Raw genomic sequence first — 14,431 nt, forward strand, 5'->3', positions numbered from 1 at the left:
TCCAAATCCACTCAATAAACGAACTCTATCTAAGCAGTCTTTTGCTCTCCCTTTATTTTTCGTTATTTTCGCCGTTCAAAAATTCGTTTATGCAACCATTAGTTACCGTTTCTATCCCCGTTTTTAAGTGTGAAGACTTCTTAGAAAAATGTCTTCTATCAGTTTTAAATCAATCCTATCAGAATTTAGAGGTAACTTTAATTAATGACCAAACGCCAGATCATTCAGTGCAGATTGCAGAGGAGTTTATCCGTAAGTATAACCTTAAAAATTGGAAAATATATCATCTGAAAGAAAATTCTGGGCTCTCAGTTGTTAGAAATAAGGGTATAGATACCGCACAGGGCAAGTACATCTTTTTTCTGGATAGCGATGATACCATTACCCCTGATTGTATTGAAACTTTGGTGGCTATATCGGAACGAACAGGTGCTGAAATGACAGTCTCTCAGCTCGAATGTGAGCAGTTGGAAACGGGCGAAAAATCCATTTGTATAAAAATTCAGGCAGAAGAAAGCGTTATCAATGGTAATGACAATTTGCTCAAAGCATTTTCTGAGGGAAAGATGGTAACTTATGCTGTGAATAAGCTGTTTATCGTAGATTATCTCAGAAAAAATAAACTTTATTTTGTGAAAGGTCTCTTTGCACAAGATGAGCTTTGGACTTTCCACCTTATGCTAAAAATGAGTAAAGTCGCCATTCATAAAGGGATTACTTATACCTATTATCTACATAAAAAATCGGTGATTCATAATCGTAATAAGAGGAATTTTGACAACTGGTTTACCATCGCACAGCACATAGATCAGGCACTGAAACAGGAAAAAAATGAGACGCGAAAGCGCTGGATTCTTACCTATTTCATCAATTATAAGTACCTCACCCTTCAAATGAATTGGAAGGCGCAGCAGAATGAGTCCCTTTGGAAGGAGTCCTACGCTAATTATAAAACGCTCAGTAGCCTTCGTTTTTTGGATTATTTTTCTTCCAACTACTCCAAAAACACAAAAAAGCTGGATTTCTATTGCTCTCTGCCCACTTACCTTGGCTTTAAGCTCTTCAAATGGCGATATGAGGGGATGAGGCTCTTTTAGCCATATAAATCCAAGTGATTTTTTATAAATAAATCTCCATAAAAGGAAAAAATAAACAGTCACACGCGAGAAACCTTCTCGACAAAAGTTTTGGGGTTTTCAGGCCGCCTGACAGCTTCCCGACAAAAAGGTTGGTGCTTTCACGTGAATTATTCTCAATAAAACCTTTGTTTAATTATTAAATCCATAAAATCATCCTTTCTTTCATCATTAGAAGAGGTGTTATTAAGCTTAAAAGAAAACACTACTTTTGTGGGAAATTTAAAAACAAAATGGACAAAAGAGATAAAATCATCGTGATAGGAGGAGGCTTTGCAGGGCTAAAGCTCGCAAGGATGCTCAGCGGGAGAAAAGATCAGAAAGTAATGATTATCGATAAGGTAAATCACCATATGTTTCAGCCACTGTTTTACCAGCTGGCGAGCGGTAGGATAGAGCCGTCGAACATATCATTCCCATTTAGAAAGATTTTCCAGAAGTCTAAAAATATCCAGTTTAGAATGACGGAGGTGAAGGAAATTCGCCCCGAAGAGCATAGAGTCATTTGTGAAGATGGTACTTTTAGCTACGACAAACTCGTCATCGCCACAGGTTGTAAGACCAATTTCTTTGGAAATACCCATATGGAGGAAATGGCATACGGGATGAAGAATACGCAGGAGGCGATTAATATCAGAAATAAAATTCTCCTCACCTTTGAGAAACTTATCATTGAAAAAAGCCGAAGTGCAGAGGGAAACTGGAATATCGTCATCGTGGGGAGTGGGCCTACGGGAGTGGAGCTCGCTGGGGCTTTTGCCGAGATGAAGAAGCAAACCCTACCGAGAGACTATCCTAAAATGGATTTCTCAAAGCTGAGAATTATCCTCGTAAGTGCCACTGAAAAACCTCTGAGCGTGATGAGCAAGGAGGCACAGGAAAAATCTGAACTCTACCTGAAGCAGCTTGGTGTAGAGCTCGTAAGCGGAGAAATAGTAACCGACTACGATGGCGAAAATCTGAAAATGCAGAGTGGGATGGTCATCCCCTCAAAAAATGTAATCTGGGCAGCAGGAGTTACAGGAAATATAATTCCAGGACTTAACCCAGACATCATCGTAAGAAACCGATATACCGTAGACCGATTCAATAAAGTAAAAGGCTATGAAGATATTTACGCCATAGGAGACATCGCCTATATGGAGACACCGAAATACCCTCAGGGGCATCCTCAGGTAGCAAATGTGGCGATTAATCAGGCAAAAAACTTGGCAGAAAACTTCCTTAGAGCCCAACTTTCTCAGTGGAAAGAATATGAGTATAATGACCAAGGTTCTATGGCTACCATTGGTAAGCACAGGGCGGTAGTGGACCTCCCTAAATGGAAATTCCAGGGGACTTTTGCGTGGTATTTCTGGATGTTTCTCCACCTGATGCTCATCCTCGGTGTGAGGAACAAGCTCGCGATATTCTTTAACTGGATGTGGAGCTACTTTAATAAAGATTCATCACTAAGGCTCATCACCGTTCAACCAAAAAAGAAAGCCTAAATCATCAATACAAAAATGAGAATAGATATTATAAGCGTACTTCCAGAATTAATGGAAAGTCCATTCCAGACCTCTATCTTAAAAAGAGCGATGGAAAAAGGATTGGCAGAGGTGCATTTTCACCAGCTTAGAGATTGGAGCACAGGTAAGCACAGGCAGGTAGATGATGAGCCCTATGGTGGAGGTGCAGGTATGGTAATGATGGTAGAACCACTGGATAAATGTATCTCTGAGCTTAAATCTCAAAGAAACTACGATGAAATCATTTATCTAACTCCAGAGGGAGAAACTCTTAATCAGAAAATTGCCAATACCCTCTCGATAAAGGAGAATTTAATGCTTATTTGCGGGCATTATAAGGGGATAGACCAGCGGGTTCGGGATTTGCACATCACGAAGGAGATTTCTATTGGGGATTATGTACTCACGGGTGGGGAGCTTGCCGCTTGCGTACTGGCAGATGCTATTATCAGACTGCTCCCAGGGGTTCTTAATGACGAGCAGAGTGCCCTTACCGATAGTTTCCAAGATAACCTCCTCTCTCCACCGATATACACCCGACCAGAGGAGTATAAGGGACTGAAAGTTCCAGAAGTTTTACTCAGTGGTAATTTTGGGAAGATAGAAGAATGGAGGTATGAGGAAGCTTTAAGAGTAACCCGTGAGCGTCGCCCAGATTTACTCAGTGAGGATTTCTGATATTTTAGAAATATAAAAAAATAATAGGCTTTTTTGTATAGTTATCAAATTAATTTATATATTGCGACCGCTTAAAAAAGAAGAATATTATGGCGAAAATCAAAGTTCAATATGAGTTTCCGATGCATTGTCTTTCAGAGATTTTGTACGAGTATATGGCAACTGCAGAAGGGCTTTCTGAGTGGTTTGCAGATGAGGTGGTAGAGAAAGGAGATGATTTTTATTTTTCTTGGGGTGGCAGTGAGCCAGAGAGAGCTACACTCATACGATATAAGCCAGAGGGTTTTGTGAGATTCCGTTGGGAAGAAGACGAAGGCACGAAGAACTTCTTTGAGATGTCCATAAATATAGACGAGATTACAGAAGACCTTTCCCTTAATATTATTGATTTCTGCGATGAGGACGATGAAGAAGAAAACAGAATCTACTGGGAAAACCTCATTGAGAATTTGAGAATAAAATTGGGTGCTGGTTAAGCATCTCATAATTAAGATAAATGAACGAAATTGTTTTTTCGTTCATATTTTTATTTATTGAAATGAAGATGAGTTATACATCAGAAGATTTTTCAGCTATTAATACCGCTTTCTTATTTGGCGATGCCGTTAAAGTTTCATTTTTTGTGAGAAATGGAGCTGTCATTATGGCAGAAGAATGCTACTTCTACCTTATGGCGTCTATGAGAAAGATGCGTATGCGAATACCGCTTACCTATACCTTGGAGTATTTTCAGGACTTGTTTGATACCGAAGTTTTAGCAAAGGGCGTACAGAATGCAATCATTAACCTAATCGTTTATAGAAATGTGGAAGATACTCTCCTTAAGAAGAGAAATGTATCTTATTATTTTGATGTGAGCCCGATTGATGATATCCTCAAAATACAGGGTGAGTATTCATTAGACATTATAAAAGAAGTTATTGTGAATACCAGCCTCCTCAGTAATATAAGGACGCACTGCCCGGAGAATATCTATGCAGGCATCTACGCGGAGGAAAATGATTTGGATGAAGTGATTCTGCTCAATGCAAATAAGCGAATCGCGAGGAGTATATCTGGGAACCTCCTTTTCCTACAAGAGGGGAGGATAAAAGTCCCTAAACAAACCGAAGGCGCATTAATATCCCCTTTAATGGAGAATTTTGTAACCTTCCTTCATCGCCAGAATCTTGCAGAGGTAGATCAGGTAGAGATGGCGGCTTTTGAGTCTCAAAAGGCAGATGAAATCCTTCTGGTTTCAGATGAAAAAGGGCTTTATTCCGTTACCAGAATTAGAAATAAAACCTTTGGTACGCAGACTTTCTCTAACTGGGTACAGCAGTGGCAAGAGAAGTTTAATGATAAAGAAGATTAATCAAAGAGACAATAGATTTTAAAACCATTTTATTAACTAAAAAAAAGTAAATATGAATCAAGATCCTATTTTCAGCTTAATTGAACAGGAAAGACAGAGACAATCTCACGGGATTGAGCTTATAGCTTCCGAGAATTTCGTTTCTGATAATGTAATGAGAGCAATGGGTAGCGTGCTTACCAATAAGTATGCAGAGGGCTACCCAGGTAAGAGATATTACGGCGGTTGTGAGGTGGTAGATGAGGTAGAAACCCTCGCTATCAACAGGGCAAAGGAGCTTTTCGGGGTGGATTATGTGAATGTACAGCCACACTCTGGCTCTCAGGCAAATGCTGCGGTATATCTCGCTTGTCTTAAACCTGGTGATACCGTTCTGGGCTTAGATTTATCTATGGGAGGGCACCTTACACACGGCTCTTTCGTGAATTTCTCGGGTATTCAGTATAATGCTCAGTTCTACGGAGTAGAGAGAGAAACTGGGCTTATAGACTACGAAGCGATGAGGCAAAAAGCCCTTGAAGTAAAACCTAAGATGATTATTGCAGGTTTTTCTGCCTACTCCCGAGATTTGGATTATAAGAAATTCCGTGAGGTGGCAGATGAGGTAGGGGCAACCCTTTGGGCAGACATCGCTCACCCTGCTGGTCTCGTAGCGAAGAAGCTCCTCAATAATCCGTTTGAGCATTGCCATATCGTAACTACTACTACTCATAAAACCCTTAGAGGTCCTCGTGGTGGGATGATTCTTATGGGGAAAGACTTCGTTAATACCTATGGGCATAAAACTCCGAAAGGCGAACTGAAGATGATGAGCCAGGTTCTTGATGGGGCGGTATTCCCAGGTGTTCAGGGAGGGCCTTTGGAGCATATCATTGCGGGTAAGGCGGTATCTTTCGGTGAGGCACTTGACCATAAATTTGAAATCTATGCAAAGCAAGTCATTAAAAACGCTCAAGCTCTTGCAAAGGCAATGATGGATAGAGGCTTTGAAATCGTAAGTGGAGGCACCGAAAACCACCTGATGCTCATTGACCTTAGAAATAAAGGTGTAAATGGTAAGGAAACCGAAAAAGCACTCGTAAAAGCAGATATTACCTGCAACAAAAATATGGTTCCTTTTGATGATAAATCGGCATTTACAACTTCTGGTATCAGGTTAGGTACGGCAGCTATTACCACTCGCGGTCTCAAAGAAAATGATATGGATACCATAGCCGAGCTTATCTCCACTGTGGTAGATAATCTGAATAATGACACCATAGTAGCCGAAGTAAAAACAAAAGTAAATCAACTAATGGACGGCAGAGCGCTGTTTAACGAATAAAAAGAAAGTAATTTGGTTTGGGACGAGTTCCCTTCGTTTTCATATTATTATGTTTTTAAGGTTGGATGCCCTAAACCGAGATGGTTTGGGGCATTGTTTTGGAGAGTCAGCATTGCTTTCTATTTATTTTTCTTACTTTTGCCCACGATTTTTATAATAAAAAATAGATAAAAACTTCAATTTTATTTAGTATGCACTGTACTAATTCTTATGGAGATGAAAATAAGCCTACCCAAGAGCAGTTTAAAGAGATACAGCAGTGGGGAGATATCACTTGGGCAAAAGACCTAACAGGCGTATTTTTCGGTTGCACTCACCTTACCAAAAGGGCTTTATATCCTTAAAATCACCACTGAAAAAGCCACTTATACAGAGAAAATCATTAAGAAATAGTATTTTTTCATTTTATAAATTTTATTATTACCTATGTTCCCAGAGCCTATAGCTCTGGGAACTTTTCATTAGCACGGCAGGCACACCGTAGCTGGTGAGGCTCTTACCACAAACAAACCACCCACCGCGAGTAGCTAAAAGCCAGAAGCCAATTGCCATCCACCGCCTACTGCTTACTGCCAATAGCTAATAGCCAATAGCCAGAAGCTAATTGAGGTGGGAATTTGTATTTTTGTGTGCTTAATAAAAAGAAATTTTAGATATGAGAGGTATTATCAAGGCTTTGATAGTAGGAGGTTTGGCATTGCAGAGCACTGCGGTTTGGGGGCAGTTTGTACCGAAGAATTACAGCCGTAAGGAGATGAAGGAAGCAAAAAAGTGGGTAGATTCTACTTATAGCCAGCTGTCTATGGATGAGCGGCTGGGGCAGTTGTTCATTATCGCGCTCTATACCAACAAGGGCGAGGAGCATATAGACGAGGTAAGGAAAATTGTAAAAAATGAGAAGATTGGTGGGCTTATTCTGATGCAGGATGATGCGCGGCGGGAGATAGAGCTGTTGAATGAATTTCAGTCGGAGGCAAAAATCCGCCTTTTGGTGGGTATGGATGCTGAGTGGGGGCTTTTCCAAAGGATAAAAACCGCGTATAAACTCCCTTGGGCAATTACACTCGGTGCGATTCAGGACAAGCGATTGCTCTACGAGATGTCTGCACAGATTGCTGCAGACGCTAAGAAAGTGGGTGTGCACTGGGATTTTGCCCCTGTGGTGGATGTAAATACCAATCCTAAAAATCCGATTATTGGCAATAGGAGTTTTGGCTCCGATGTGGGGAATGTATCGCAGTCGGCACTCCACTATTCCAAAGGCTTGCAGGAGCAGAATATTCTGGCAGCGATAAAGCATTTCCCTGGTCACGGAGATACGGATGTAGATTCTCATTTGGATTTACCGCTGGTGAGCCATTCGACCAAAAGATTAAACGAAGTAGAGCTTGCACCTTTCAAGGCATTAATCAATAAAGGTATTGGTGGCGTTATGGTAGCTCACCTCTATGTACCGGCATTAGAGAAGAAAAAAGGGGTTCCTGCTTCGGTTTCCTATGATATCGTTACCCGATTATTAAAGAAAAAGCTCGGCTACAAGGGGCTGATTATTACCGATGCCCTTAATATGGGAGCCGTAGCGAAGAGGTATAAAGCAGGGGAACTCGATGCAATGGCATTTAAGGCAGGGAATGATATTATGCTCTTTTCGCAGGGAGTAGCAGAGGGGAAGAGGCTTATCAGGAAAGCGATTGAGGCTGGGGAAATCCCTCAAAAAAGATTGGAAGAAAGCGTGAAGAAAATCCTCCTTACGAAATATTATTTGGGCTTGAATAAGGAGTATACACCGCTCTCAGCAGAGAATATCGATAGAGAATTGAGCTCGCCAGCACATAAAGCCTTAGCTCAAAAGCTCTACTCGGCAGCGCTTACATTGATAAAGAATGATGAGCATTTGCTCCCCCTCAGGAAAAATGAAACTTATTATTATCTCCCATTAGAGGAAGCACCTCATCAAACCTTTGCTGATGAACTCGCAAAGGAGAATACCATCGTTATCATTAAAAATGAAAAAGAAATAGCCAGTATTCCAAGAAATTCAAAGCTCATTGTGGGGCTTCATAAGGATAATTCTACTGCCTATAAACCTTATAAAATATCGGATAAGAGTAAGGCGATGCTATTAAATTTAGCTGAGAATCATCAGGTAATTCTGAATGTATTTGGTAGTCCTTATGCTCTAAAAGATATTGATATCACTCCTATTTCTACCGTATTGGTCTCGTATGAGAATAATGATGATTCTATGGTGGCAACTGCCCAATCTATGCAAGGCAAGCAACCGATTAATGGAAGAATTCCCGTCCTTGTAAACGATACTATTACTTACGGTATGGGGATGAGCTTAGATTAAAAATTGTACTTTTGCCCGATGAAATACACAAAACGAATCTTACAATTCGCAAAGCCTCATCAGAAGTTCCTCTGGGGTAGTATGTTTTTTAATATTCTATACTCTGTACTCAATATTTTCTCCGTCGGTACTATGCTCCCTATCTTAGGGCTGATGTTTGGTACGGTAGATAAAGTTGATACCTCTGTACCCCCTCAGTGGAATGGAAATTATGGTGGGTATTTCTCTTATCTGAAAGATTCTGCGTATTATCATATCCAGCTGAGTATAGAGCAGTATGGTACGGTGAGTGTTTTGGCTGTCTTGTGTAGCGTAACGGCAGTAGCATTCCTGCTGAGGAATGTGTTTAGATATATAGGGGCGTTTTTATTGGTCAATTATCGTGTGGGGATTACCCGAGACCTCCGTACAGCGATGTATGATAAGTTCTTGAAACTTCCCGTTTCATTCTTTACCGAACAGCGAAAAGGGGATATGCTCTCGAGAATCTCAAATGATATAGGGAGTGTTGAGAGTGGGATAATGTCTAGCCTTGTAGATGTGATCAACTCTCCATTTATGATTATTTCATCGCTTATTACCCTATTTTTACTTGCGCCTAATCTTACCTTATTTTCCCTCATCGTATTCCCAATAATGGGTTGGCTGATTTCCTGGGTAGGTAAAAGCCTTAAAAGGCAGGCTCATCAAGCGCAAGCTGAACTGGGAAACCTTTTTTCACTTGTAGATGAAACCTTGAAGTCATCAAAAGTGATTAAGATATTTAATGCCGATAAAATCCTTAAAAATCGTTTTAATACAACGACTGATAACTGGCAGAAATACGCCATAGGAATGAGCAGAAGGAGGGAAATGGCATCTCCTATGAGTGAGTTTTTGGGCTCTGTTACTATGCTCCTTATAGCGTGGTTTGCAGGGGTTCAGATTATAGAGAAACAATCTATGGAGCCAGAGACTTTCCTGGTATTTATAGGAATGTTTTATCAGATATTAGAGCCGGCAAAGAAGTTATCCAGTGCAGTATCTTCTATTCAAGGAGGGGTAGCGAGTTTGGAACGGGTTTCTGAGGTGTTAGACTATGATTTAAAGATAGAAGAGCCTCAAAACCCAGTTTATATTTCAGATTTAAAGGAGAAGATTGAGTTTAAAAACATCACTTTTCAATATGATAAGGATAATGTAATCCTTAGAGATTTTAATCTCAGCATTCCGAAAGGTAAAACCATTGCATTGGTGGGACAGTCTGGGAGTGGGAAGACTACCGTTGCCAACCTTCTGGCAAGGTTTTATGATGTCTCCCAAGGGCAGATCCTGATTGATGGGAATAATATAAAAGATCTCAACTTAGCCCAGTACAGAAGTCTTTTAGGTATGGTTACTCAGGAATCCGTTTTGTTTAATGACACTGTTTATAACAACATCCTGATGGGTAAGCCCGATGCCACCAGAGAAGAGGTGATAGAAGCAGCTAAAATCGCTAATGCTGACCAGTTTATCTCTCAGCTTTCGGAGGGCTATGATACTAACATAGGAGACGATGGAAGCAAGCTCTCGGGAGGACAAAAACAACGGGTGTCCATTGCCAGAGCTGTACTGAAAAACCCTCCTGTAATGATTTTGGATGAGGCAACCTCTGCCTTGGATACAGAATCTGAAAGGATGGTTCAGAATGCCCTCGATAGAATGATGGAGAATCGCACTTCGCTTATTATCGCCCATAGATTATCCACAATTCAGAAAGCAGACCTTATTGTTGTAATGGAAAAAGGTCTAATTGTAGAGCAGGGTACTCATACTGAGCTTCTGCAAAAGGAGGGTATCTATAAAAAACTGGTAGAACTTCAAAATTTCCAAGATTAGGAACAGAGTTCTATTTAACTTTTTCATTTTTCTCAAATCAAAACTTGCGATAGCTTAGTATGAAGCATAGAGACGAGGAAATCATCTCCTTAATGCGTCGGGAAAAGACGAGCAACAGGGGATTTCGTATGCTAATGGATGCTTATCAGGAGCGTTTGTACTGGCATATCCGTCGTATGGTGGTAGAAAATGAGTCTGCACAAGATATCTTACAGGAAACCTTCATCAAAGTTTATCGCAATTTTCATCAGTTTAAGCAGGACAGTCAGCTTTACACCTGGTTATACAGAATAGCTACCAATGAAGCCCTTCAATACCTTGCCAAGATGAAGAAAATGAAAAAAATAGATGGAGATGTGAGTTTTTATTTGCAGAATAGGGTGGCTCATAATGCTAAACACGATGCAGAAGAGATACAAATCTTGCTACAAAAGGCAATACACAGCCTTCCGGAGAAGCAGAAGCTGGTATTCACGATGAGGTATTATGATGAGCTGCCGTATGAGGAATTAAGCAAGGTACTGAATATGTCGGTGGGAACTTTGAAGACCAACTATCACTATGCTAAGCAGAAAATAGAGGAATACATCAAACAAAACTCGGATGTTTAAATTTTGGAAAGATGAAAAACTTGGATTTAGAAAAGCTGAAAAGGGAAAATATATACCAAACTCCTGAGCATTTATTTGAAGGGGTGCAATCCCGCGTATTTTCTCAGTTATCGCTCCATAAGAGTAGTGTTTCTAATGCTAAAGTCATTGAGCTATTTGGGAAATATGCTGTAGCAGCGGCAGTTGTCCTTATTTTTAGCATTGGAGGCTTTGTTTTATTCAAGCATCAAGGAGAGGAAACCTTACCAGCAAACAGAGAGGAGGTATTGCTCACTTACCAAGAAGATACGGCTATAGAAGTACAGCCTCATACCGAAATTGAGGAGGAGAAAATCCATTATACCGTAGTAAAAACTATCATTCCCGAGACAAATCCCCCTGTTCAGAATCTACATACTATCACGCATAAGAATATTGATAAAAATATAGACGAACTTATCTCTTCTTACTCCAATGTGGAGATTAATCAGTTGGTAAATGAGTCAGAACCCGATGTATATTTAGATATATTTTATTAAAAATGAAAAAATCAGCTGTAATATTTCTGTTATTTTTCGCAATGAGTCTTAATGCTCAGAAAACAGACAAGAGATCTCATAATCAGGACCCAAAAGAGAGGAAAGAAGAGCTCTGGAAATACCGTGAGCAGCTTTTAATAGATGAGCTGGGCATAGCACCAGACAAGCAAGACGCCTTTAAGCAGATTCATAAACAATATCACGAGGAGAATAGAAGGATTAAAAAGACTTTTAACCCCGTTTTTGATGTTCATAAGCTCAGTGATGCCGAAGCTCAGGCTAAAATAGAGCAGGGCTTCATCGTGGGGGAGCAGTTGATTGCCAACAGGAGGAAATTTGCAAAAGAAATGCAGGCAATTCTCAGTCCACAGCAGATTTTGAAGCTTTTCCAAGTGGAGGGGATTATCAAAGAAAAGGTAAGGACGAGACATTGTCAGATAGATGACAAGAAAAATAAAGGGATTAAGCAATGAGCGAAGACCTTGAAATAAAAAATCGAGTATCGGAGAGCGGACTTATCAATTTTGATATTTCAACCCTCATTCCTACCGGTAAAAGAATTGGTATAGACCTTAAAGATTTCCTCTTTCAGGGGTTAATACTTAAAGAAAAAGACTTCCGTGAGAGCATTCGCCAGATAGCTACAGAGGACTACCGAGGAGCTTTCGTTTATATCTTTAATTCAGCGGATGCTATCGTACCACTTTGGGCATATTTCCTGCTAACAGCAAAGCTCACAGGGGTAGCCGAAAAAATTATCTTTGGAACGAGGGAAGTACTCGAAAATCTACTGATGCACGACGCTATATTGTCCTACGATTTCACCTCTCTGAAAGGTAAAAGGGTCTTGGTTAAAGGTTGTGCCGAGCAAGAAATTCCAGAGAATGCCTATGTAGAGCTGGTGCAAGCCCTAAAACCCATAGTGAAGTCCCTAATGTTCGGAGAAGCCTGCTCCAATGTACCGATTTTCAAAAATCCATAAACAACGCCCCATTATCTCATCGTAAAAACCATTTCATCATCAATATTTACCACTTTTTATATTGATGATAACCGCAGACATATCCATTCTACTCCGTTGGAAACAATTTTTATATATTTGCAACTATGGAATACAACACACAGAGGACCAACCTCCACCTCCCTGAGTATGGAAGAATCATACAAAACCTTGTAGAGCAGTGCAAAGCCATACAAGACCGTCAAGAAAGAAATGAAGTAGCAAAATCAATTGTCCATTTTATGGGACAGCGCAATCCTCACCTACGAGATGCAGAAAACTATAAGCACAAACTCTGGGATCATTTGTTTATACTTGCAGATTACGACTTAGATGTAGATTCTCCCTACCCGATTCCCTCAAAGGAGGACTTCAATGTTCAGCCGAACCGAATGAAATACCCTAAACTACAAGGGGAATACAAATTTTACGGTAAAAGCATCCTTCAGCTCATAGAAAAAGCGATTTCTCTCGCAAATGGAGACGAAAAAGACGCCCTCGTAGCCGTTATAGCCAATAATATGAAGAAGTTTTACAATGTCTATAATAAAGAGCATGTGGCTGATGAGGTGATTTTCCGCCATTTGAAAGAACTTTCGGACAACAGATTGGATTTAACCAATATCAGTTCATTAGACAAGAGCAAAATCTACTATCCGAACAAGAATAATTCAAATAATAAGTACAAAGCACAGAACAATAGGCACAAAAACTTCAATAATAAAAAGAGAAAACCAGAATGAGCGGGACTTTTGTAATACGGGGAGGGAAGCAACTCAATGGGGAAATAACACCACAGGGGGCGAAAAACGAAGCACTCCAAATTCTCTGCGCCGTACTCCTTACCGACGAGGAAGTAAGGATAAAAAACATCCCAGATATCCATGATGTAAACCGATTAATTGAGATTTTAGGCGATTTCGGCGTTAAAGTAACCAAAAATGCCCACAGGGACTATACTTTTAAGGCAGATGAAGTTAATTTTAACTACATTAAATCCCCAGAATTCAAGAAAGACGGCGCTCGCCTCAGAGGCTCCGTAATGCTCCTCGGTCCAATGCTTGCCAGATTCGGAGAAGCCTGTATGCCTACCCCTGGGGGCGATAAAATTGGCAGACGAAGGCTGGATACTCACTTTCAGGGCTTTGTAGAGCTCGGTGCAGACTTCTCCTACGACGAAGATAACGCCTTCTACACCCTTAAAGCAAAGGAACTCCACGGGAAGTTCATCTTATTAGAAGAGGCTTCCGTAACGGGAACCGCAAACATCATAATGGCAGCCGTTTTGGCGAAAGGAAAAACCAGAATTTACAATGCTGCTTGCGAGCCCTACCTGCAACAGCTCTGCAAAATGCTCAACCGAATGGGCGCGAACATCTCAGGCATCGGGTCTAACCTGCTCACCATCGAGGGCGTAAGCCATTTGCATGGTACCGACCACACAATGCTCCCCGATATGGTGGAAATAGGCTCTTGGATCGGCTTAGCAGCGATGACGAAATCAAATATTACCATTAAGGATGTCAATTGGAATCAGTTGGGCGTTATTCCTTCCACCTTCCGCAAGCTCGGTATCGAATTAGAGCAGCAGGGTGACGATATCATCATCCCCGCACAGGAAAATTACAGGATACAGAAGTTTATTGATGGCTCCATACTCACCGTCTCCGATGCTCCTTGGCCTGGTTTCACGCCAGACCTTCTATCCATCGTCTTAGTTGTTGCTACGCAGGCGAAAGGAACCGTTCTCATCCACCAAAAAATGTTTGAATCTCGCCTATTTTTCGTAGATAAACTCATCGATATGGGGGCGCAAATCATTCTTTGCGACCCTCACCGAGCAACCGTTGTAGGGCTCAACCACGAGTTTCCTCTTCGTGGAACAACGATGACTTCTCCCGACATACGAGCCGGCAACGCCCTACTCATCGCCGCTCTGTCCGCTGAGGGTAAGTCCATCATCCACAACATCGAGCAAATAGACCGTGGCTACGAGAACATCGACGGCAGATTACGAGCCCTTGGCGCGGATATACAAAGAATTTAAGAGGCATCGCCTCTTTTTTTATTGACAGGTATTAGCCGT

16 protein-coding genes are annotated in these 14,431 nt (G+C 40.9%); all 16 read left to right on the forward strand.

The window, feature by feature from the left end:
* Positions 1-89: 89 nt before the first annotated feature.
* Positions 90-1,097: a glycosyltransferase gene (locus tag DBX24_RS07300; protein WP_120489296.1), complete on the forward strand. Its 1,008-nt coding sequence runs from the start codon at positions 90-92 to the stop codon at positions 1,095-1,097.
* A 272-nt stretch (positions 1,098-1,369) separates the two neighbouring features.
* Positions 1,370-2,626 (forward strand): NAD(P)/FAD-dependent oxidoreductase, encoded by a 1,257-nt coding sequence (locus DBX24_RS07305; RefSeq protein WP_160224435.1) that lies wholly within the window; start codon positions 1,370-1,372, stop codon positions 2,624-2,626.
* Positions 2,627-2,641: 15 nt separating this feature from the next.
* Entirely contained in the window at positions 2,642-3,325 is a 684-nt protein-coding gene (gene trmD / locus DBX24_RS07310) for a tRNA (guanosine(37)-N1)-methyltransferase TrmD (RefSeq protein ID WP_160224436.1), read from the forward strand.
* Positions 3,326-3,414: 89 nt separating this feature from the next.
* Positions 3,415-3,801, forward strand: coding sequence for an START-like domain-containing protein (locus DBX24_RS07315; protein WP_160224437.1), 387 nt, complete (start codon positions 3,415-3,417; stop codon positions 3,799-3,801).
* Between the two features lie 68 nt (positions 3,802-3,869).
* On the forward strand, positions 3,870-4,679 hold the full coding sequence (locus tag DBX24_RS07320; protein WP_374210800.1) for an aminotransferase class IV: 810 nt from the start codon (positions 3,870-3,872) through the stop codon (positions 4,677-4,679).
* A 52-nt stretch (positions 4,680-4,731) separates the two neighbouring features.
* Entirely contained in the window at positions 4,732-6,003 is a 1,272-nt protein-coding gene (gene glyA, locus DBX24_RS07325; RefSeq protein ID WP_160224438.1) for a serine hydroxymethyltransferase, read from the forward strand.
* 191 nt (positions 6,004-6,194) lie between these two features.
* Positions 6,195-6,347 (forward strand): hypothetical protein, encoded by a 153-nt coding sequence (locus tag DBX24_RS07330; RefSeq protein ID WP_160224439.1) that lies wholly within the window; start codon positions 6,195-6,197, stop codon positions 6,345-6,347.
* A gap of 1 nt (position 6,348) precedes the next feature.
* On the forward strand, positions 6,349-6,396 hold the full coding sequence (locus DBX24_RS09545) for a hypothetical protein (protein ID WP_374210826.1): 48 nt from the start codon (positions 6,349-6,351) through the stop codon (positions 6,394-6,396).
* A gap of 361 nt (positions 6,397-6,757) precedes the next feature.
* On the forward strand, positions 6,758-8,356 hold the full coding sequence (locus tag DBX24_RS07340; RefSeq protein ID WP_374210827.1) for a glycoside hydrolase family 3 protein: 1,599 nt from the start codon (positions 6,758-6,760) through the stop codon (positions 8,354-8,356).
* 18 nt (positions 8,357-8,374) lie between these two features.
* Entirely contained in the window at positions 8,375-10,216 is a 1,842-nt protein-coding gene (locus DBX24_RS07345; protein ID WP_120489288.1) for an ABC transporter ATP-binding protein, read from the forward strand.
* 59 nt (positions 10,217-10,275) lie between these two features.
* On the forward strand, positions 10,276-10,827 hold the full coding sequence (locus DBX24_RS07350; protein WP_160224441.1) for an RNA polymerase sigma factor: 552 nt from the start codon (positions 10,276-10,278) through the stop codon (positions 10,825-10,827).
* A gap of 11 nt (positions 10,828-10,838) precedes the next feature.
* Complete coding sequence (locus tag DBX24_RS07355) at positions 10,839-11,345, forward strand: hypothetical protein (protein WP_160224442.1); 507 nt, start codon at positions 10,839-10,841, stop codon at positions 11,343-11,345.
* Positions 11,346-11,347: 2 nt separating this feature from the next.
* Positions 11,348-11,818 (forward strand): hypothetical protein, encoded by a 471-nt coding sequence (locus DBX24_RS07360; protein WP_160224443.1) that lies wholly within the window; start codon positions 11,348-11,350, stop codon positions 11,816-11,818.
* On the forward strand, positions 11,815-12,327 hold the full coding sequence (locus DBX24_RS07365) for a DUF2480 family protein (RefSeq protein WP_120489284.1): 513 nt from the start codon (positions 11,815-11,817) through the stop codon (positions 12,325-12,327). Before DBX24_RS07360 ends, DBX24_RS07365 begins: the two co-directional genes overlap by 4 nt.
* Before the next feature lie 125 nt (positions 12,328-12,452).
* A complete protein-coding gene (locus DBX24_RS07370) occupies positions 12,453-13,088 on the forward strand; it encodes a DUF4290 domain-containing protein (protein WP_160224444.1) in 636 nt (211 codons plus the stop codon).
* Positions 13,085-14,392, forward strand: a complete 1,308-nt coding sequence (murA, locus tag DBX24_RS07375; RefSeq protein WP_120489282.1) for a UDP-N-acetylglucosamine 1-carboxyvinyltransferase — start codon at positions 13,085-13,087, stop codon at positions 14,390-14,392. The genes DBX24_RS07370 and murA overlap by 4 nt, the downstream gene beginning before the upstream one ends.
* Positions 14,393-14,431 lie beyond the last annotated feature (39 nt).

It is taken from the genome of Bergeyella cardium (genome assembly GCF_009914665.1).
Taxonomy (GTDB): Bacteria; Bacteroidota; Bacteroidia; order Flavobacteriales; family Weeksellaceae; genus Bergeyella_A; species Bergeyella_A cardium.

What these genes read in the sequence shown, in the direction of transcription:
- DBX24_RS07300 (WP_120489296.1), top strand. Translation starts at nt 90, where the DNA reads ATGCAACCATTAGTTACCGTTTCTATCCCCGTTTTTAAGTGTGAAGAC.
- DBX24_RS07305 (WP_160224435.1), top strand. Translation starts at nt 1,370, where the DNA reads ATGGACAAAAGAGATAAAATCATCGTGATAGGAGGAGGCTTTGCAGGG.
- trmD (WP_160224436.1), top strand. Translation starts at nt 2,642, where the DNA reads ATGAGAATAGATATTATAAGCGTACTTCCAGAATTAATGGAAAGTCCA.
- DBX24_RS07315 (WP_160224437.1), top strand. Translation starts at nt 3,415, where the DNA reads ATGGCGAAAATCAAAGTTCAATATGAGTTTCCGATGCATTGTCTTTCA.
- DBX24_RS07320 (WP_374210800.1), top strand. Translation starts at nt 3,870, where the DNA reads ATGAGTTATACATCAGAAGATTTTTCAGCTATTAATACCGCTTTCTTA.
- glyA (WP_160224438.1), top strand. Translation starts at nt 4,732, where the DNA reads ATGAATCAAGATCCTATTTTCAGCTTAATTGAACAGGAAAGACAGAGA.
- DBX24_RS07330 (WP_160224439.1), top strand. Translation starts at nt 6,195, where the DNA reads ATGCACTGTACTAATTCTTATGGAGATGAAAATAAGCCTACCCAAGAG.
- DBX24_RS07340 (WP_374210827.1), top strand. Translation starts at nt 6,758, where the DNA reads ATGAAGGAAGCAAAAAAGTGGGTAGATTCTACTTATAGCCAGCTGTCT.
- DBX24_RS07345 (WP_120489288.1), top strand. Translation starts at nt 8,375, where the DNA reads ATGAAATACACAAAACGAATCTTACAATTCGCAAAGCCTCATCAGAAG.
- DBX24_RS07350 (WP_160224441.1), top strand. Translation starts at nt 10,276, where the DNA reads ATGAAGCATAGAGACGAGGAAATCATCTCCTTAATGCGTCGGGAAAAG.
- DBX24_RS07355 (WP_160224442.1), top strand. Translation starts at nt 10,839, where the DNA reads ATGAAAAACTTGGATTTAGAAAAGCTGAAAAGGGAAAATATATACCAA.
- DBX24_RS07360 (WP_160224443.1), top strand. Translation starts at nt 11,348, where the DNA reads ATGAAAAAATCAGCTGTAATATTTCTGTTATTTTTCGCAATGAGTCTT.
- DBX24_RS07365 (WP_120489284.1), top strand. Translation starts at nt 11,815, where the DNA reads ATGAGCGAAGACCTTGAAATAAAAAATCGAGTATCGGAGAGCGGACTT.
- DBX24_RS07370 (WP_160224444.1), top strand. Translation starts at nt 12,453, where the DNA reads ATGGAATACAACACACAGAGGACCAACCTCCACCTCCCTGAGTATGGA.
- murA (WP_120489282.1), top strand. Translation starts at nt 13,085, where the DNA reads ATGAGCGGGACTTTTGTAATACGGGGAGGGAAGCAACTCAATGGGGAA.